Below are 20,081 nucleotides of genomic sequence, written 5' to 3' on the forward strand. Positions count from 1 at the left end.
ATTCCTCCCTAACCTTCATTAAGGTCATCACTAAACTGACCCAAAACATCAAGTTGGATTTGTTCAACATCATCTTGACTAACTTCTCCGTGTGCACCAGCGGCCACGGCATTATCCAACAAACTGCCATCTTCTTCTAGAGTAAACTTGACATTTTTTTCAATCCACTTGCGCCGTGGCTCTACCTTATCACCCATCAAGGTGGTCACACGTTTTTCCGCAATAGCTGCGTCATCGATTTTCACCCGCACAAGCGTCCGCGTTTCAGGATTCATGGTTGTTTCCCAGAGCTGATCAGCATTCATTTCTCCCAAACCTTTGTAACGTTGCACCGTATAGCCTTTTCCCATTTCTTTTTGAGCAACCTCTAACTCATCGTCTGTCCAGGCATACTTAGTTATCAGCTGTTTTTTAACGGTCTTTTGTACCCGATATAGAGGTGGCAAAGCAATATAGACCCGACCAGCATCAATTAAAGGACGCATATACTTGTAGAAAAAAGTCAATAGGAGGGTTTGAATGTGGGCTCCGTCAGTATCTGCGTCGGTCATGATAATAACTTTATCATAATTAGCGTCGGCAATTTCAAACTCCGGTCCGACCCCCGCACCAATGGTGTAAATCATAGTGTTAATTTCTTCGTTTTTTAAAATATCTTGTAACTTAGCCTTTTGGGTGTTTAAGACCTTACCTCTTAAAGGTAAAATGGCTTGGAACTTCCGATCCCGACCTTGCTTGGCCGAACCACCGGCGGAATCCCCTTCGACCAAGAATAATTCGTTTTTCTTAGCATTTTTGGATTGAGCCGGCGTCAATTTTCCAGATAAATTACGTTCCGTCTTTTTCTTACGCTTACCAGAACGACTTTCATCCCGGGCTTTGCGGGCAGCTTCTCGGGCTTCACGGGCCTTGATAGACTTACGCACTAATTCTTGAGCAAATTCCCCATTTTCCATAAGATAGTAACTTAATTGTTCATTAACTAAAGCATCGACAATCGCACGAGCTTCTGGGGTACCTAATTTGTCTTTAGTTTGACCTTCAAATTGCAAGATTTCTTCGGGAATCCGCACCGAAACCACGACTGCTAAACCTTCGCGGACATCAGTTCCCTCTAAGTTCTTATCTTTTTCCTTTAAAAGACCAACCTTACGCGCATAGTCATTGAAAGCCTTGGTCCAGCCAGACTTCATCCCGGCTTCGTGTGTCCCACCATCTTTGGTGCGCACATTGTTAACAAAGGACATGATGTTTTCAGAGTAACCATCATTATATTGACCAGCAACTTCGACTTGCACACCATCCTTTTCACCTTCAAAATATAAAACTTCCCCTAAGGCATCTTTATCCTCATTTAAGTAAGCAACGAACTCTTTTATCCCTTCTTCAAACAAGAAAACATCTTCGTTGCCCTCACCACGTTCATCTTTGAGGGTAATTTTAACTCCCTTTAAAAGAAAGGCTGATTCCCGCAGACGTTCCGCTAAGGTATCATAGTTATATTTCGTAGTTGAGAAAATCTTATCATCCGGTTTGAAAGTCACCGTAGTCCCATTAGGCCGCTTAGTCTTACCTAACTTTCGCAAGGTGCCGACTGGTTTACCACCATCGGTAAAATCTTCTTGATATTCAATGCCATCACGAACGATATTAACTGTCAAACGCGTTGATAAAGCGTTAACAACTGACGCACCAACTCCATGCAAACCACCAGAAGTCTTGTAGCCTCCTTGACCAAATTTTCCTCCAGCATGGAGCACCGTAAAAATAACTTCAACCGTAGGAATCCCCATAGCGTGCATCCCCACGGGCATTCCACGACCATAATCAGAAACTGTTATAGCATTATCTTCGTGAATCGTAACATTAATTTCTTTTCCATAACCAGATAAAGCTTCATCAACAGCATTGTCAACCACTTCATAAACTAAGTGGTGTAATCCCCGGCTGTCAGTTGAGCCGATGTACATTCCGGGCCGTTTGCGCACCGCTTCAAGCCCTTCCAAGACTTGAATGGAATTATCATCATAATTTGGATTTTTTACCATTAATATTTTCAGCCCTTTCATTTTCGTTCACTAAGATGAACGTCTTTTCGATAATTAATCATACCGCAAAAGTTAAGTCTAAGTCAAACCTCTTTAGCATATTTTCAAAATCCTAAATAAATGCTAAAATAAGACTGTTATGCAAAATTAAGTTGTTGTAAAGGATATTTTTTATGGATATACAAATTATTATAATGCTCTGTTTGAGCTACTTAATCGGATCCATCCCTTCTGGCGTTTGGATTGGGAAAATTTTCTACCACAAGGATCCGCGTGATTTTGGTTCTGGTAACATGGGAACTACCAATACCTTTCGCGTCTTAGGAAAAAAAGCTGGGACGATTGTCCTGATTATGGATATGTTCAAAGGGACAGTGGCTGGACTACTTCCTTTAATGTTTCACTCCCAAGCTAATGCCATGTTAATTGGTTTAGGCGCCATCATCGGCCATGTTTTCCCCATTTTTGCCGGTTTCAAAGGAGGCAAGGCGGTCGCAACTAGCGTCGGGGTGCTTCTAGTCTACAACCCTCCCTTCTTCTTTTTAGCTTGGATTATTTTCTTAACCGTCCTTTTATTATCAAGTATGGTTTCAGTGGCCAGTATGGTAGGTTTTACTATCGTCACTGTAATTACCTTCTTCTTTAATGATTGGATTTTAACCACTGTTGCTGTCGTTTTAACCATCTTCATTTACTATCGCCACTTTAGTAACTTGAAAAGGATTTTCTCTGGACAAGAAAACCTCGTGCCTTTTGGCTTAGTTTACTACCTTAAAAAGAAAAAGAATGCTTAAAACAAAGAGCACCACTCCTGTCAAATCAAAGGAGTGGTGCTCTTTGCGATTATTACAAAATGTAACGACTTAAATCCTTGTCACCAGCAATCTTGCCCACTTTCTCATCAACGTAGGCTTCAGTAATGGTAATTTCACCCATCTGCATGTCAGGCCCTTCAAACAAGAGGTCTTCCAAGAGCTTTTCTAAAATCGTGTGTAAACGCCGTGCCCCAATATTTTCTGTTTCATGGTTAACATCAAAGGCAATTTGCGCAATTCTTTCCACCGCTTCCTTAGTGAAGGTTACATCGACATTATCCGTCCCAATCAAAGCCACATATTGACGAATCAAGGCATTCTTAGGCTCTGTCAAGATACGGATAAAGTCCTGAGCTGTTAAATCTTCTAATTCTACCCGAATAGGGAAACGTCCTTGCAATTCGGCAATTAAATCACTCGGTTTACTTTCATGAAATGCCCCAGAAGCAATAAAGAGCATGTGGTCGGTCTTCACCAAACCGTACTTGGTCTTAACTTGGGAACCTTCCACGATTGGTAAGATATCTCTTTGAACCCCTTCACGAGAAACTTCCCCGGCGTTTTGTTTTAATTTTGAAGTAATCTTATCAATTTCATCGATAAAGATAATCCCAGTGTTTTGGGCTCGCTGAATGGCAGCGTCAGCTAAATCAGCAGCGTTAACCATCTTTTCTGATTCTTCACGAATAAATACTTCACGGGCTTCTTTGACCGTCAGCGTCCGCTTCACACGCCGTTTAGGCATCATGGAACCTAGGGCATTAAGGTCTAAGCCCATTTGGCCTAACATGTCATTTTGACCTTGAAGGGCTTGAGCCGGATCGTCCATATCGATGGTAATTTCGGTATTTTCCAAAAGACCTTTTTGCAACTGCTCATTGACGTTCAAACGTTCATTACGCACTTCATCGGTCACATCATTCGGGTTTTCTTCTTGCCCATTCAAACCAGCTTGGTTTAGGTAATCAGCAAAGTTACCATTTTGTAAATCACGCATCATCTTGGTAAAGTTCAGTTGGTCATTCGCCTTAGTTTCCTTTTTCTTAACAGGTACCAAAAGCTTCACCAAACGCTTGTTAGCTTTAGAAGTTGCTTGACTACGGACGTTTTTGAAGCTCTCTTCTTCTTCCATTTTATAAGCTACTTCAACCATATCACGAACCATAGATTCTACATCGCGGCCGACATAACCAACTTCTGTAAACTTAGTTGCTTCAACCTTAACAAAGGGAGCATGAACAATTTTAGCCAAACGACGGGCAATTTCAGTTTTCCCAACCCCAGTTGGTCCAATCATCAAAACATTTTTAGGTGTCACTTCTTCTTGCATATCCACCGGCAATTGCATGCGCCGGTAACGGTTACGCAAAGCTACCGCAATTGCTTTTTTAGCTTGGTCTTGACCAACCACGTATTTATCTAATTCATTTACTATTTGTCTGGGAGTTTTATCACTTGCTAGCATTTTTTAACCTCGCTTATAATTCTTCAGAAATAATATTTTGGTTCGTAAAGATATCGATACTTCCCGCAATATTAATGGCAGCTTCTGCAATTTCCTTAGCTGACATATGGGTAGTATGCTTAGTCAAAGCCTTAGCCGCTGCTAAAGCATAGTTACCGCCTGAACCAATGGCTAAAACATCGTCATCCGGAGCAATTACTTCACCAGAACCAGAAACCAAAAGAATTTCTTCTTTATCCATCACAATTAGCAAGGCTTCTAATTTTTGTAAAGCTTGGTCACTACGCCATTCTTGAGCCAATTCGACGGCTGCTCTTTGTAGGTTACCACTAAATTCATTTAATTTTTTTTCAAAACGTTCTTCTAAGTTAAAGGCATCAGCCACAGAACCGGCAAAACCTACCACTACTTGACCATTGTAAATCCGGCGAACCTTGTGGGCGGTATTTTTCATAATTACCTTTTCTCCCATAGTTACTTGGCCATCCCCCGCCATTGCGGTATGACCGTTATGCCGCACGGCACAAATGGTAGTTGCATGAAATGATACTGGCATCTTAATTTCCTCATCTTTCAATCAAAAATCCATGTTTCTCAAAGTGTAAACATTTTCTTAACTTATATTTTCTAATAAAGGTCAAACTTCGTCAAGTAATTAATTTTTTAAGAAATTTAACTATCAATTCGCTTTTACCATATTCACTTTATTTTTAGGTGCTAGATGGTCTTAACAATTATTTAGAACTGGCCAACTCGAATCATCAGCTTACTTTTTCAGAAAATTAGGCAAAATGAAAACTGAGAAGCCAAATCCGAATACTTAAAATTATTAGATGTATAATTTGTAAACGGTTTATCCATGCTAATACGACCACTACTACTCGTCAGTATGCTTAGCTAATTGATAAATTTCAAGCAAAGAATGACACAAGCTAATTTCCAAAGCAATCGATAGTCTGAATTAGAGTCAACAAGCTTAAGATGATTAATTATTTTTAATTACAAAAAACCCGCAAAATCAATATTTTGCGGGTTTTAACTATCTTTAACTGCATATAAAAATGCTTGTTAAAGGACTTGAACCTTCGACCTACGCATTACTAGTGCGTTGCTCTACCAACTGAGCTAAACAAGCATGATGATTAATCTCTTTCCATCAACTACTATAGTTTAGCATCATTATGATTATTGGTCAAGAATTTTTTAGGAAAAATATCTTTTTATTAAGTTAGTGACCTAGGTCCATGGTAAAGAGCGCTTGGCTCAATGCAATTTCACAGGGATCTGGATTACTATTTTGAAAAGTCACCGAACCTTGGGCACCTTCCGGCCGTAACCAACCACGTTTAGCTAATTGACGCTTAAGTTGTTGGGAAGCACCCTTTCCGCCATCAATAATTTCCACCTCTGGGCCTACCAGTTCACGTAAGAGTGGTTTGACAAAAGGATAGTGGGTACATCCTAAAACCAAACTATCCATTTTAGGTAAGTAAGGCGCTAATATATTAGCTAAGTAAGCTCTGGTTTCTGGCGCTTGAGTTTTACCAGCTTCCACTAATTCTACTAAATCAGGCGCTGGTAATCGGTGAATGGTGGCTTGGTCCTTAAATCGTGCAACTAAATCAGAAAATTTCTTTTCTCGCAAGGTTAACTCGGTAGCCATAACCACCACATCCCCCCCTTGCTCGTGTTTTACCGCCGGTTTGAGCGCTGGTTCTAAGCCAATGATGGGAATCTCAGGATACTTCCCCCGCAAATATTGAGCTGCAGCACTTGTAGCGGTATTACAGGCAATCACAATAGCCTTAACATCTTGGGTAAGAAAATCTTGAACAATTTTTTCACTCAAAGCACGGACTTCCGTCGTAGTCCGTGTCCCATAAGGAGCATTTTTAGAATCTCCAAGAAAAATAAAATCCTCCTGAGGCATGAGTTTGACCGCTTCTTTAAGGACACTGATGCCTCCCACACCCGAATCAAAAAAACCAATGGGCTTTTTTTGTTGTTCATTCATAATTTTGATTACTTCTTTCTTTTGATTACTTTATAATTCAGTAATTCTGTCTTTTATTTTACTGACATTCTAACTTTAAAGCAAGCAAAAATGACTCACCGTTAAGTGAATCATTTATTATTTAGAGCGAAAAACCCGCAATTTTAATGATGGTTCTGTTGACATTAACCTAATTTAAAAGAGGCTAATTTTTCTTGATTTAAATCTCTGATTAAAGCCAAAGCTAAATCTAACGATGCCTTGTAATCATGGTAGGAAGCAAAGCAATAAGCCGAATGTTCATAGCGCACCGGAATACCAATCACAATGGTTGGCGCCCCATTTTCATAGTAGATAGCTGCACCGTCTTGTCCTCCACCAGTCCGCACTGAACGAGTGTAAGGAATGCCATTTTGGTCAGCTAAATCACAGACATATTGTTGGAAAATAGGGTTAGGAATAAAGGTCGTATCCATATCACGTAACATCGGTCCTCGTTTCATACCGGTTTGTGATAGCCATTCAGGTTCAAATGTGTCGTCAGCTGGGCAAGACTCTAAAACAATCGCCACCTCAGGCTTAATCTTACGAGCCGTCACGTAGGCTCCTCGTAAGCCAACTTCTTCTTGGGAAGACAAGGCACAAACTACGTCGAAGTTGGTTTCTTGACCTTTTAATTCATCTAAAAGATTTACCATCACGGCTGCACCAAAACGATCATCGAAGTCTTTACCAAAAAATACTCCCGTTCGTTCATTGTAATCGCAGTCAACATCAACAAAGATAGGACAGCCAGTGTCAATTTTAAAATCTTCTATCGTTTCTTGGCGACTTGATGAACCCACATCGATTTGCATATCAGCAATTTCAGGTAAACTATTTTTTTCTGCCGCAGTCATAAAATGAGGGGGTTTAGTCGCTACCACTCCAGGAACATATTGACCTTCCTTGTTACGAATTTTGACCTTGAGTCCTGGTAAATTGTATTTAACCCAGCCACCTACCGGAACAAATTTCAAAGAACCGTTAGGACGCACAGCTTGAGTCATCAATCCCACCGCATCAGAGTGTGCATCAAGTTGAATAACCGGCCGATTCCCACGATTTTCTTTCTTACTTGCATAAACGTTTAGCATCCCATCAATTTCCACATCTGCCATATCTTTAACTTTATCGACAAACATTTCGACAAATTCTTGTTCAAAACCAGGAATCGCATTGGCATTGGAAAAATCCTTTAACATTTGAATTTGAGCTGCTTTTTCCATTTACTCCACCTCTTCTAATCATTTACAAAGCACATTATAACACAATTTTCAGCAAAAAAGCCCTCAAACTGAGGACTTTTCCATCTACTCTTGAACTACTGTTTTCAGAGCCTCATCATAAGCTGGATCAGTATCACCAAGCTTTTGAGAAACTTTCTCTTCGATTTTTGTAACTGTTGCTTTAGTAGCTTGGCCGTTTACATCGAGACCATTTTCACTTTGAAATTTTTGAACGGCCGCGTTAGTATCTTGACCATAGTAGCCATTAGCTTTGCCATTAAAGTATCCTAAGTACTTGAGGAACATCTGTAAAGTTTTAACCTGCTTAGAAACTTGCCCTTCCTTATAGATCTTTGTGGTATCAATGAAAGCCAAGTAAGCTACTTCTGGATAATCTGCCTTAATATCTGGCTCAATACCTTTCTTGTGAATCCAAGTACCATTAGCTGTTAGCCATTTAGCAATCGTTAACTTCAATTCAGTGCCATTTTTAAATTCTTGCGTTGTTTGCACAGTCCCCTTACCGTATGTCTTAGCACCAATCAACTTGATATGCCCTGACTCATTCAAGGCGGCAGAGAAAATTTCAGCTGCGGACGCTGAGTTCCCATTGACCAAGATGACAGTTGGTTCGGTCACTTTAAAGCCCTTGTCAAATTTTTTGCCAGCGGTATAAGTTTCGACCTTACCACTACGATCTTTGACCCGCATAATCTTTTGTCCGTTTTTCAAGAACATGGAAGACATGGATAAAGCTTGGTCCATTAGCCCACCAGGGTTATTACGCATATCAACTACAAAGGCACTTACTCCTTGCTTACGTAATTTCTTAATAGCAGTTTTAAATTCCTTAGTTGTATTAGTAGAGAAAGTTGTCACCTCTAAGTAACCTACTTTGTGACCGTCTTTTTTTATAAGCTTAGCATTGACCGTGTGAATTGGAATCTTTGCTCGCGTTAATGTCTTGTTAAATACTTGGTCGCCCCGCTTGATAGTTACGGTAACCTTAGTGCCAATCTTTCCTCGAATTTTAGTAACTACTTTATCTAAAGCTTGTCCTTTAACTGACTTTCCATTAACTTTTAATAAGATATCGTCAGTCTTTAACCCGGCTTTTTGGGCTGGGGTACCAGTAATAGCTGAAGAAATTTTGATATATTCACCAGCTTTTTGAACTTGTGCTCCAATCCCCGAAAAACTCGAATCAATGGTATTATTCAAGCTTTCCGTCTCTGCTTTATTGAGGTACTCCGTAAATTGATCATCTAAACTTTCAATCATCCCGTCGATAGCTCCTTGCTCTAATTTAGAACTTGGAACTTTCTTATAATAATTGTAGTAAAGCGTTTGGTAAACGGTTGCGACCTTACCCAAAGAGCGGTAAGCGTCGTTGGCGACTTGAAGTTGGTGACGGACAAGGCCAAACATTAACCCTCCACCCAACAATAAGCCTAAAATACCAGTTAAAATCAAGTGCTTAAGTTGGTAACTCCGCTTTATTTTCTGTGGTTTTGCTGCCATATTTTATCCTTCTTTACTGTTGATATTGTTGCCAGACCTCATCAAAGATGGTCATACTTGGGAGATAACCGGCATTTAATTCTAAATATTCCGAAACTTCTTCATAAGTCCGCGCTTGTTTCGGAAAAGCCTGGTCAAAAAAAGCATTATTGGCAAACTGAGAAATTTCATCATGAGCATGCGGATTTCGCAAGGTCATAAGATATTGGTAAAAACTTTGACTACGCATACTTCACCTACTTAATTGAATCCAGTGGGATGTTAACTTCAAATAAGAACTTATTATTTGGTACATCAAGCTGCTTACCTTTGAGCACAATACCTTGTTTCTTGGTAAATTGGTTCAAATTTAACGTTAACGTTGCTTTCTTGGTATTAATCGTAACCCCTTTACTAAGGTCATAATTATTTTTGATATATCCTAAGATAAAACTTGCCGGTGCATTTAAAGAACCCACTGCTACAGACTTAGCTTGTAACACAATATTACCATTCTTATCTAATTTAGGAATGGTGTAAAGTGAAAAAGAAATGTTTTTTCCCAAAACCTTGGTCGTTCCCATTAAAATAGCTGAATCATTTAAAATAAACCGATACTTAATCTTTTGTTTCTTTTGACTTTGACGAAGATAGTAATTAATAGTCGCTTGAAGCTGCTTTTTGTCCATCGAAACGTCGATTTTTGTATAATCATTTGTCGGTAGCTTGGTTTGTTCCATTTTTACTTGAGCTTCACTTGGAGTGATTACTTTAGAGATTACAGTCCCACTTACCAAAAACAAAGTAGCTACTAAAATAATAAAGGCCCATTTCCAAAAATTAACAGTTTGCTTTTTCACTTGCATATTTTGTCTTTCCACTTTTTCACCCCATCCACGTTTTCTTATGCTTTATCATAACCTTATAGAGTCGACTTGTCATGTAACGGTACCCCTTATCGTTGGGGTGAAAGTGATCATCACTCGAAAGATAATCATTTTTTTCTTCTTCATCTGCCAACATCTTCTCCACTTTAGTCGATGAAGTTTTATTTAAATCAAGTTGCGATTCTTTCTTGAGCTGTGTTTGATCCTTATTGAGATACTGTCCTTGAGAAAGACGGTCATTAATATCAACAAAATAAATATTACCATCATTTTCCGCTTGCTCTAAAGCAATATCATTCCAATCAGCTGTGTATTTAGGTAAATCTTGAATCGTTGGAAAATAAACATAAAAAGGATTGTAGATTGAAAACAAGAATATTGGCGCTTTAGGATTGTAGTATCGCACGGTCCTGATTAAAGCTTGCAATTTTTTTTGATAACTCTTTTTTTCCTTGGGCATAACCCCATCTAATTGATCTGTCAGCATCAACATGAAGTTATCTTGAATTACCTTCATCATATCATTTCCACCCACGGTCATGGTAATCACATCCGCCTGTGCCAAGGCCTTTTGAATTTTGGTGCTATTCTTGACTCTCGTCATGATTTGATCTGAGCGGTCACCCACCTTACCAAAATTCTGTGTCTTAACCTTAGCTTTTTGCTTTTTGTCTAAATCCTGCTTAATCAAGCCGACATAGCCTCCATTATGGTGGGTATCACCTTGCCCATAAGTCAAAGAATCTCCGACAGCAACCAAGTTAATTGTCTTGGCTTCAGCTATCCGCACTGGTAAATTAAAAGCTAACCAAAAGCACACTCCCATCAAAAGTATGACCATACTTTTAGATAACTTATTCATAAACTTCTTTCCTCCGTTGGTAGACCACAAAATCATGAGCATACTGATTTTTAGCATCCACAACACCTGGCGTCCGACTAATTTCTTCAAATTGATCATAGTCCAGTGCCACCATCTTGGTATCAGCAGGAAAGACCCCTTGAATCTCAGTTTTATGCAAAATCTCAACCTGGTCTTTTAAAAGTTCAAACAGTCCTGCACCACCAATAACTGCGATTTCTTGATCTTGGTGCGCCTTAATCCAGGCTTGGAGCTCCACAAAATTATGAACTAAAATTAATTGGTCTGACTCAACACCTAAATCCTTTTGGTGAGTTAAAACCACATGAAGTCTCCCTGGCAAAAGCTTAGGAAATGAAGCAAAGGTCGTTTTCCCCATAATCATGGGATGCCCCATAGTAACTTTTTTAAAATATGCTAAATCATCTGGTAAATGCCAAGGTAGGTGACCTTGGTAACCAATATTATGAGCTTTATCTTCTGCCCACACAAACATTAACATTCAATTCCTCCTTAAACCGCCACCGGTGCTTTAATAGCAGGGGCTGGATCGTAATTTTTAACCTTGATATCTTTGACATCATAATCAAAAACAGATTGTTTGTCGGGGTTTAACCACAATCGTGGAATCTTCTCACTTGGTGTGCGCCCTAATTGCTCCTGCACCTGGGTAATATGATTCTTGTAAATGTGAGCATCTCCTAAAGTGTGTACAAATTCTCCAACTTCTAAGCCACATTCTTTAGCAATAAGGTGTGTTAATAAAGCATAAGAAGCTATATTAAACGGTACTCCTAAGAAAATATCACCACTTCTTTGGTAAAGTTGACATGATAGCTTACCATTGGCCACATAAAATTGGAAAAGGCTATGACAAGGGGGTAAAGCACTTGTTGGTACAGATTCTGGATTCCAAGCAGTCACAATTAAGCGCCGAGAATTGGGGTTAGTTTTAATATCATTAATTACATTTTTGATTTGATCAATAGTTTCACCTTGACTTGTTTTCCATTGCCGCCACTGAGCCCCGTAAACATCCCCTAAGTTCCCATACTTTTGGGCAAAGTCATCATCAGCTACAATTTTTTGACAGAACTTTACCTTTTCAGCTTGGTATACTTGGTTAAAATCTACATCTGTTTGGGCACGCAAGCCAAAATCGGTCATGTCAGGACCATGATACTCAGGACTCTCTACCCAATTTTTAAAGGCCCACTCATCCCAAATATGGTTTTTATGTTTAAGTAAATACTGGATATTAGTATCACCTTTTAAGAACCATAGTAATTCACTTTTAATTAGACCAAAAGCCACTTTCTTGGTAGTTAACAAGGGAAAACCTTGACTCAAGTCAAAACGCATCTGATAACCAAATAAACTTTTCGTTCCAGTATTAGTCCGGTCATCTTTATCATATCCGTGATCTAAAACATCGCGGATTAATTGTAGATATGGTTCTTCTAAACTCATCAAATCTCTCCTTATACATACTGGCTGAGTTCTTCCCAACGCTCCATTTTTTCTAAACTTTGAACTTCCAGGTCATCAATTTGTGCCTGAAGCTCTCCTAGTTTTCCGTAGTCGGTTCCTGGGGTTTGTTCCATTTCTGCTTGAAGCTGGGCTTGTTTTTCCTCCAAAGCTTCAATTTCACCCTCTAATTTATCGTATTCAATCTGTTCGGCATAAGTTAATTTGGTCTTAACTTTCGCTTTTTCTGCTACTTCTTCCGTCACTGCCACCTTAACCTTAGTTGGCTTCTTCTTGCTAGTATTCAAAGTCTTAGCGAGGTATTCTGTAAAGAGCCCATTATAATGGTCAATTTGTGCCTGCCCTTGGAAAACCAAAAGGTTATCAGCTACCTTGTCTAAGAAGTAACGATCGTGAGAAACGGTGATAACCGTACCATTAAAATTATCCAGGTAATCTTCTAAAACCGTTAAAGTCCCAATATCCAGGTCATTTGTTGGTTCATCTAAGAGTAAGACATTTGGCTGTTCCATCAACAACTTCAAAAGATAGAGACGTCGTTTTTCCCCTCCGGAAAGCTTACGAATCAAAGTACCATGCATAAACCTTGGGAAGAGAAATTGTTCCAGTAAGCTCGTGGTTGAAATTCGTTCACCGTCAGCACCAATTACACCCTGACCCACCTCATCTAGGTAGGCAATTACTCGCTTATCTTCCGGAATCTCTTCGGTTTGTTGCCGATAGTATCCTAAGCGCACCGTCTCTCCTTGAATTCGAAGACCGGAGTCCAGTTTAATTTCACCTGCTAAAGCATTAAGAAAGGAAGATTTACCTGCACCGTTAACCCCAGTAATCCCAATTCTCTGTCCTCCCTGAACTAGAAGATTAAAGTTTTTGATAATCGGATGATCACCTAAAGTCAAAGTCGCATCTTGAAATTCAAGAACTTTCTTACCTAAACGTTGTTGGCCCAAATTAATATCCACTTTGCCATCAACTTGCAAGGTGTGAAGGTTCTCCTTGAGATCATTGAAACGATTAATTCGTGCTTGTTGTTTAGTAGAACGAGCCTTAGCCCCCGTTCGCATCCAAGCTAATTCTTTTTTATAAAGCTGATTTTGTTTGTGTTCTGCCGTAATTTCTCTTTCGACCCGTTCAGCTTTTTGTTGTACAAAATCTTCGTAGTTACCGGTGTAAGCATAAAGTTTCCCAAAAGACAATTCAAAAATTTGCGTGGCTACTTGATCTAAAAAGTAACGATCGTGGGTTACTACTAACAAAGCTCCCTTATAGGACTGTAAATATTCTTCAAGCCACTTAATCGAATCGAAGTCCAGATGATTAGTTGGTTCATCCAAAATTAAAAGGTCAGGTGCCTGAATTAAAACCTGGGCCATCCCAACACGCTTCTTTTGGCCCCCAGAAAGAATCCCAATCTGTTGGTCCATATCATTGACATGTAACTGGCTTAAAATCGTGGCAATATTACTTTCCACGTTCCAGGCATCTTCTTGGTCCATTTCCCTGGATAACTTATCAAATTGAGCCTGTAATTTTTCATCTTCAGGATTAGCGCTATATTTAGCTAACACTTCCTCATAACGACGAATCGTTTGAAAAACCGGACCCGCCCCGTCAAAGATAGCTTGACGAATGGTCTTATCCTCATCCAAAACTGGTTGTTGCATCAAGTAACCAATGGTGTAGTCATTTGGAGCAATTAGCTCTCCACTATCAGCTGGGTCTAGACCAGCCAAAGCATTTAGCATTGTGGTCTTACCTGAACCGTTTGTACCAATCAAACCAATGCGGTCACCCTCGTTAATGATGAAATTGACATCTTCAAATAAAGTTTTTTCACCATAAGTTTTGGTTAAATTTTCTACCCGTAAGGTTTGCATTCTATCTCACTCTTTTCATTTTATCAAAAATTATTGCTCTTATTATAACATTATCTCTGTCCTTTGACCAAAAATAAGAGCCAAGAATTCACTCCTGACTCTCACCTTTTATTTAGTAGCTAAAGCCGCTAACAACGTAGTTTTCTCATTGAGTAGCCGCCCCAAGAGAACCTCTTTTTCTAGAAAAGCTAAAATTTTTCCTAAGCCTGGGCCCGGCTTAATGCCCGCTTCCTTAATAAGGATACCACCATCTACCGCTAAATCCTTTTTCGATTTGATTGGTAAGGCCGCATAACTAGCTTGTAATTGCTTCAAATCAATCTTAAATCCCAATTGGACAGCCACTTGACTAGCTGTCGCTAAACCCTTGGGACCGGTAGCGTATAAGACGAACTGGTCCACAGAATTTTGAGTAATGGCCCGTAAAGCTGTCAAAGCTGTTACAACCTGGCCCATCAAATCTTTAGAGGATTTCCATTGTCGTAAAAGCATATTTGTTTGTTTGACATCTAAGTCCATTAAATAAGCTAATAAAGTCCAAACTTGAGCCTCATCATCAAGCTGTAATTCTAACTGGGTTAGACGGTCAAAGACGGGTGCTTGCTTGGCAAAACTTGGACAGAATTGGTACAGCTTGGTTGCTACCAAACTGGCTAACCCACGCGCAGGGTTCTTACCTAACATCAACTTAATCCACTCGACATGGATTCGTTCAACAGCAATTTTTTCAAGTAAAGGAGCGTTAACTGCAATAGCTTGGGCGGTTTCTGCTTCCAAACTAAAGTCCAACTGACTAGCAAAACGCACTGCCCGCATCATACGCAAGGCATCTTCATGGAAACGTTCACTAGCATCTCCGACTGCCCGAATGACTTGAGCATCCAAATCTTCCAAACCATGAAAAAGGTCAACAATCTGACCTTGAGCATCCATGGCTAGGGCATTAATAGTTAAATCCCGGCGTTTAAGATCTTCTTCTAATGAACGAACAAACTCCACCTTATCTGGCCGTCGAAAATCTTGATAGGTTGATTCGGTCCGAAAAGTTGTAATTTCATAGCCTTGACCATGATCTAAAACCATGACGGTTCCATGTTCAATTCCGGTATCAACCGTCTTTTGAAAAAGTGCCTTGATTTCTTGAGGGTAGGCACTAGAAGCAATATCGACATCATGAATGGGCAAACCTAAGAGCGTGTCGCGTACACTCCCCCCTACAAAGTAGGCTTCAAATCCGGCTGCTTGAATGGTTTCCAAAATCGGTAACGCCGCTTGGAATTGGACTGGTAATTCTTTAACTTGCATTAGAGTAAGTTTTCCAATCCAACCATTAATTCTTGATAAGCGCGAATTTTCTCAATGGCAACTGCGACCCCACTCATGAAGGAAATCCGGTCAAAGGAATCTTGACGAATGGTCAAAGCTTCCCCTTTACCTCCAAATAAAACTTGTTCGTGAGCCACATAACCCGGTAAGCGTACCGCATGAATCCGCATACCTTCATAATCGGCACCCCGCGCTCCGGCTAAAGTTTCCTTTTCTTCTGGGTGACCTTGCTTATGTGCTTGACGCACTTCAGCAATCATTTTAGCTGTGTTAATTGCAGTTCCTGATGGCGCATCTAATTTGTTATCATGATGCATTTCAATAATTTCTACATCAGGTAAATATTGGGCGGCCTTTTGCGCAAATTGCATCAAGAGAACTGCTGAAATCCCAAAGTTGGGTGCAATTAAACCACCAACACCTTTTTGCTTGGCCAGAGCTTGCAATTGGATTACTTGATCATCTTGCAAACCAGTTGTCCCAATTACCGGACTAATGCCATGTTGTAAAGCGTATTGGGCATTTTCAAACACAGAGTCGGGACGGGTAAAATCGACCCAAACTTCTGCTTTTGTATCGATATCAACTAATTGATTGAAAACCGGAACATCGGTTTGTGCGTAAGCTGGGTTTTCATTTAAATTTTTTTCACTTGCCATCGGGTCATAAACTGCTACCAACTCAAAATCAGCATGTTCTAAGACCATTTGAACGGTCGTATTACCCATTCGACCTTTAAAACCAGCAACTAAGACTTTAACCATACTCTCTCATTCCTTTTTTATAAATCTGATTACATTTTAACATAAATTTTTCTGGCCGGCACCTACAATTCCCACTCCAAGCGTGGTATGCTTATTTTGTTTAAATACTTCGAAAAGGAGTTCTTTTTATGATTATACAAGAAAAAAGCCCTCTCAAAACCATCATCGACCTACTGATGGTTACCTTGGGTTGCGGAATTTACGCTTTAGGCTTCGTTAAAATTAACATGGCTAATCAACTAGCTGAAGGAGGAGTCACCGGAATCACCTTGATTTTATATCATTTAGTTCACCTTGACCCGGCCATCTCAACTTTAGCCATCAACATTCCTTTAATCATTATTGGTTATAAGTTTCTCGGACGCCGAGCTTTAATCTATACTGTTTGGGGAACCATCACTTTGTCTGCTTGGATTTGGCTTTGGCAAAGACTCCCCTTCGAAATCAACATCCATCATGATCTCTTTATTTCTGGGGTTTTGGCAGGATTAGTCGGCGGGTTTGGTTCCGGAATTACCTACCGTTTCGGTGGAACAACCGGGGGCTCGGATGTGGTCGCCCGGATTCTAGAAAAACATCGTGGTATTTCTATGGGGCAGTCTCTCTTAGTCTTTGATACCATCGTTTTAACTGCATCACTTTCTTACATTGATTTGCGTAAGATGATGTACACCCTCTTAGCCTCTTACGTTTTTGCTCAAGTCGTTAACTTCACCCAAGAAGGAGCCTATACTGGCCACGGTTTCATCATTATGTCTGCCCATAATCAAGAAATTGCCGACACAATTTTAGCTGAAATGAATCGCGGAGTAACCTTCCTAAAAAGTCAAGGTGCTTATTCGAAACAAGATGGTCAAGCCCTCTACTGTGTTGTTTCCGCTCATGAAGCTCAGTTTTTGCGCGACATTGTTTCCCATATCGACCCTAAGGCTTTTGTCTCAGTCTTCGATGTAACCAATGTTTCGGGGGAAGGCTTCACTTATTGGCTCCCCGGTCAAAAGAAAAATCGTTAGATTGTAAAAACTCCTCTTGCAAAAGCAAAAGGAGTTTTTCGCTACTTTTTAGAATAAACCAGAAATCGTACCATCATCCGCGACTTCAATATTGTCAGCCGCTGGTACCTTTGGTAAACCTGGCATAGTTAAAATGTTACCTGTTAAAGCCACAATAAATTGTGAACCTAATTTTGGTACTAATTCCCGCACATGAACAGTGAAACCTTCTGGTGCCCCTAAGGACTTGGCATCATCTGAAAAAGAATATTGGGTCTTGGCCATGCAGACTGGTAATTTATCCCAACCTTCTTTTTTGAAGGTTTGTATTTGACGTTTAGCTTTCGCTGAGTATTCCACGCCGGCACCGTGGTAAATTTTCTTAACAATTTTGTCAATCTTAACTTCTAAATCATCATCAGCCGCATAAAGTTCGTGGAAAGCCCGAACTTCTTCCGTAGTCTCCAGTACTTTTCTAGCTAAGTCTAGAGCTCCTTGACCACCTTGAGCCCATACATCGGCTACAATAGCAGCAACTCCGTCTTGGGTTGCCAAGTCTTGGATTGCTTGCAATTCAGCAACCGTATCGGAAGCAAATTTGTTGATGGCCACTACCACTGGTACATTGTAACTTTGCATATTTTGAATATGACGTTGCAAGTTGACGTAACCACGCTTCACGGCTTCCACATTTTCATTTTCCAAGTCGCTCTTGGCTACACCCCCATTCATCTTCAAGGCGCGCGCGGTAGCTACAATTACAATCGTGTCTGGTGTCTTGCCTAAGACACGGGTCTTAATGTCTAAGAACTTTTCAGCCCCTAAATCAGCACCAAAACCAGCCTCCGTTAAAGTGTAATCCGCAAGTGACAAGGCCGTCTTAGTAGCTAAAACGGAGTTACAACCGTGGGCAATGTTGGCAAAAGGACCACCGTGGATAATTGCTGGAGTGTGGGCCAAAGTTTGTACCAAATTGGGTTTGATAGCATCCTTTAAAAGCGCCGCAATTGCGCCAGTCACTCCTAATTGATCCACTGTGACTGGTTGGCGGTCAACCGTGTAACCAATCACAATATTGCCAATCCGGCGCTTGAGGTCTGCTAAATCTGCTGATAAACATAAGACTGCCATCAATTCGGAGGCAACCGTAATATCAAAACCATCTTGGCGTGGTACCCCCTGTAAAGGACCACCTAAACCAATGATAACTTGACGTAAAGCACGGTCATTAATGTCTAAAACTCGCTTCCAAATAACACGACGAGAGTCAATATTTAATTTATTACCTTGGTAGATGTGATTATCAATTAAAGCTGCCAAGGTGTTATTGGCTGTCGTTAAAGCATGCATGTCACCGGTAAAGTGTAAATTGATATCTTCCATTGGCACAACTTGAGAATAACCACCACCTGTGGCCCCCCCCTTAACTCCCATAACTGGGCCTAAGGAAGGTTCTCGCAAAGCTAATATGACTTTCTTGCCTAAAAGACTCAACGCATCCCCTAATCCCACGGTCACCGTGGACTTACCTTCACCAGCTGGGGTAGGATTAATGGCTGTTACCAAGACTAATTTTTCTTTGGTCTTCGGACGAGACGCTAAAGGCAACTTAATTTTAGCCTTATAGTCACCGTATTGTTCGATTTCACTTGCGGTTAAACCGGCGCGCTTAGCGACTTCAACAATCGGTTCCATCTTACTTTGTTGTGCAATTTCAATATCCTTCATAGGGACATGCACCTCCTATTTTTTAATACAGTCAGTATAACGTATTTTTCGTTTTTTGTCATCATCGTTTCCAAATATTATCGTTTTTCAATAAAAAACAAAGTAAATACGAACTTTATCGGACTTGATACCACTTTTCCAAGATTTCTTGTCCCGCTTTCCGGCCAAACAAAAATTTATATTCCTTAAATTTCGTCTTTATAATCAATTGATGATGCCGATATTCCATCTCATGAATTTTTTTCCATCCTAAAGCCACATCGTTGAAAGAAATCACACTGCGAAAAATCAATCCTTTTTCCGTGACTTCCACCCGCCGGCGCCAGATTTGCACTCCAGTTAAAAATAAGAATATCGCAAGTACTAGAAAAGTCCAAACTTGCAAGACAGTAATCTCCAGCCACAACAACATCGCAACTAGAAAAACAATCGCTGTGTAGGACCAAGAAATAACACTGACTGCAATATTGGGTTGATAATAATATTTCTTCATTATTATTTTCACCTCACTTCCATTATAGCGGAAAAAGTTCGCCACAATTTTTAAAATCTTAAAAAATTTTCGTGTTATAATTAAAAAAACATCGTTCAAAGGAGGGTTTTCAATGGTCAAATTATATACCGATGCTGCTACCAACCCCCACAGCCAACAAAGTGCCGCTGGCATACTTTTAGTTGATAACGGCCAACAAATTCAACTCAAATTTCCTTTACCGGATGTTAGCGATAACCACCAAGCCGAGTTTCTCGCCGCTCTCACAGGCTTAAAAGAGTGTCGGGCTCGTTTCGGACTTACCAAGCCGGTTTTCTTTTATTCTGATAGCCAAATCGTGATTGATTCACTTAATAAAAACTATAGCAAATCTTATCCTGACCTATGCCACGAACTCTGCCAAGCCTGCGACCAATTTAACTTACTTGTGAACCAATGGCTTCCTGAAAAAGAAAACCAAGGCGCTCACAACCTCGCACTCCAGGCCCTTAAATAAAGGAAAAGTTTCTCTAGCTTGTCAACTACCCCTCTCTAAAGAGAGGGGCTTGTAAGGTTGAACCTTACGTTCTCTG

The 20,081-nt window shown here is 40.2% G+C and carries 19 protein-coding genes and 1 tRNA gene; 3 read left to right on the forward strand and 17 right to left on the reverse strand.

Annotated elements, in window-relative coordinates; all coding sequences use genetic code 11:
* Window positions 1–8 precede the first annotated feature (8 nt).
* Complete coding sequence (parE, locus tag FC36_RS09065; protein WP_025020471.1) at window positions 9–2,048, reverse strand: DNA topoisomerase IV subunit B; 2,040 nt, start codon at window positions 2,046–2,048, stop codon at window positions 9–11.
* 173 nt (window positions 2,049–2,221) lie between these two features.
* On the opposite strand from parE, the gene plsY reads away from it, so the two are divergent.
* Window positions 2,222–2,842 carry a glycerol-3-phosphate 1-O-acyltransferase PlsY gene (plsY, locus tag FC36_RS09070; RefSeq protein WP_023859435.1) on the forward strand — a complete coding sequence of 207 codons (621 nt, stop codon included), beginning with the start codon at window positions 2,222–2,224 and terminating at the stop codon, window positions 2,840–2,842.
* Window positions 2,843–2,894: 52 nt separating this feature from the next.
* Here the strand turns inward: plsY and hslU are convergent, their stop codons facing one another.
* The 14 genes from hslU to dapB form a co-directional block, all read right to left on the reverse strand.
* Window positions 2,895–4,328, reverse strand: a complete 1,434-nt coding sequence (gene hslU, locus FC36_RS09075; protein ID WP_056986862.1) for an ATP-dependent protease ATPase subunit HslU — start codon at window positions 4,326–4,328, stop codon at window positions 2,895–2,897.
* A gap of 13 nt (window positions 4,329–4,341) precedes the next feature.
* Window positions 4,342–4,884 carry an ATP-dependent protease subunit HslV gene (hslV, locus tag FC36_RS09080; protein WP_025020472.1) on the reverse strand — a complete coding sequence of 181 codons (543 nt, stop codon included), beginning with the start codon at window positions 4,882–4,884 and terminating at the stop codon, window positions 4,342–4,344.
* Between the two features lie 506 nt (window positions 4,885–5,390).
* Window positions 5,391–5,463: transfer RNA gene (locus tag FC36_RS09085), tRNA-Thr, on the reverse strand.
* Between the two features lie 93 nt (window positions 5,464–5,556).
* Entirely contained in the window at window positions 5,557–6,342 is a 786-nt protein-coding gene (gene murI / locus FC36_RS09090; RefSeq protein WP_025020473.1) for a glutamate racemase, read from the reverse strand.
* Between the two features lie 164 nt (window positions 6,343–6,506).
* Complete coding sequence (locus tag FC36_RS09095) at window positions 6,507–7,589, reverse strand: M42 family metallopeptidase (protein WP_056986863.1); 1,083 nt, start codon at window positions 7,587–7,589, stop codon at window positions 6,507–6,509.
* Window positions 7,590–7,673: 84 nt separating this feature from the next.
* The gene (locus tag FC36_RS09100) at window positions 7,674–9,110 is read right to left on the reverse strand and encodes a S41 family peptidase (RefSeq protein WP_035187840.1); all 1,437 of its coding nucleotides are present in this window, start codon (window positions 9,108–9,110) and stop codon (window positions 7,674–7,676) included.
* Between the two features lie 13 nt (window positions 9,111–9,123).
* Window positions 9,124–9,339, reverse strand: a complete 216-nt coding sequence (locus FC36_RS09105) for a YozE family protein (protein ID WP_023859508.1) — start codon at window positions 9,337–9,339, stop codon at window positions 9,124–9,126.
* A gap of 7 nt (window positions 9,340–9,346) precedes the next feature.
* Window positions 9,347–9,970, reverse strand: coding sequence for a YpmS family protein (locus tag FC36_RS09110; protein WP_338086214.1), 624 nt, complete (start codon window positions 9,968–9,970; stop codon window positions 9,347–9,349).
* Between the two features lie 4 nt (window positions 9,971–9,974).
* Window positions 9,975–10,838, reverse strand: coding sequence for an SGNH/GDSL hydrolase family protein (locus FC36_RS09115; RefSeq protein ID WP_082614608.1), 864 nt, complete (start codon window positions 10,836–10,838; stop codon window positions 9,975–9,977).
* The gene (locus FC36_RS09120) at window positions 10,831–11,340 is read right to left on the reverse strand and encodes a dihydrofolate reductase (protein ID WP_023859505.1); all 510 of its coding nucleotides are present in this window, start codon (window positions 11,338–11,340) and stop codon (window positions 10,831–10,833) included. Before FC36_RS09120 ends, FC36_RS09115 begins: the two co-directional genes overlap by 8 nt.
* Window positions 11,341–11,351: 11 nt before the next feature.
* Complete coding sequence (locus FC36_RS09125) at window positions 11,352–12,311, reverse strand: thymidylate synthase (protein WP_025020475.1); 960 nt, start codon at window positions 12,309–12,311, stop codon at window positions 11,352–11,354.
* 8 nt (window positions 12,312–12,319) lie between these two features.
* Window positions 12,320–14,206 (reverse strand): ABC-F family ATP-binding cassette domain-containing protein, encoded by a 1,887-nt coding sequence (locus FC36_RS09130; protein WP_056986864.1) that lies wholly within the window; start codon window positions 14,204–14,206, stop codon window positions 12,320–12,322.
* A 108-nt stretch (window positions 14,207–14,314) separates the two neighbouring features.
* Entirely contained in the window at window positions 14,315–15,511 is a 1,197-nt protein-coding gene (locus tag FC36_RS09135) for a CCA tRNA nucleotidyltransferase (RefSeq protein ID WP_023859502.1), read from the reverse strand.
* Window positions 15,511–16,296 carry a 4-hydroxy-tetrahydrodipicolinate reductase gene (dapB, locus tag FC36_RS09140; RefSeq protein WP_023859501.1) on the reverse strand — a complete coding sequence of 262 codons (786 nt, stop codon included), beginning with the start codon at window positions 16,294–16,296 and terminating at the stop codon, window positions 15,511–15,513. The genes FC36_RS09135 and dapB overlap by 1 nt, the downstream gene beginning before the upstream one ends.
* A gap of 128 nt (window positions 16,297–16,424) precedes the next feature.
* Between dapB and FC36_RS09145 the strand changes: the two genes are divergently transcribed.
* The gene (locus FC36_RS09145) at window positions 16,425–17,309 is read left to right on the forward strand and encodes a YitT family protein (RefSeq protein ID WP_025021519.1); all 885 of its coding nucleotides are present in this window, start codon (window positions 16,425–16,427) and stop codon (window positions 17,307–17,309) included.
* 48 nt (window positions 17,310–17,357) lie between these two features.
* On the opposite strand, the gene FC36_RS09150 is transcribed toward FC36_RS09145, so the two are convergent.
* The gene (locus tag FC36_RS09150; protein WP_025021520.1) at window positions 17,358–19,016 is read right to left on the reverse strand and encodes a formate--tetrahydrofolate ligase; all 1,659 of its coding nucleotides are present in this window, start codon (window positions 19,014–19,016) and stop codon (window positions 17,358–17,360) included.
* 115 nt (window positions 19,017–19,131) lie between these two features.
* Window positions 19,132–19,509, reverse strand: a complete 378-nt coding sequence (locus FC36_RS09155; protein ID WP_056986865.1) for an EbsA family protein — start codon at window positions 19,507–19,509, stop codon at window positions 19,132–19,134.
* Between the two features lie 112 nt (window positions 19,510–19,621).
* On the opposite strand from FC36_RS09155, the gene FC36_RS09160 reads away from it, so the two are divergent.
* A complete protein-coding gene (locus FC36_RS09160; protein WP_025021522.1) occupies window positions 19,622–20,005 on the forward strand; it encodes a ribonuclease HI family protein in 384 nt (127 codons plus the stop codon).
* Window positions 20,006–20,081: the final 76 nt, after the last annotated feature.

The organism is Ligilactobacillus equi DSM 15833 = JCM 10991, from assembly GCF_001435735.1.
GTDB lineage: Bacteria > Bacillota > Bacilli > Lactobacillales > Lactobacillaceae > Ligilactobacillus > Ligilactobacillus equi.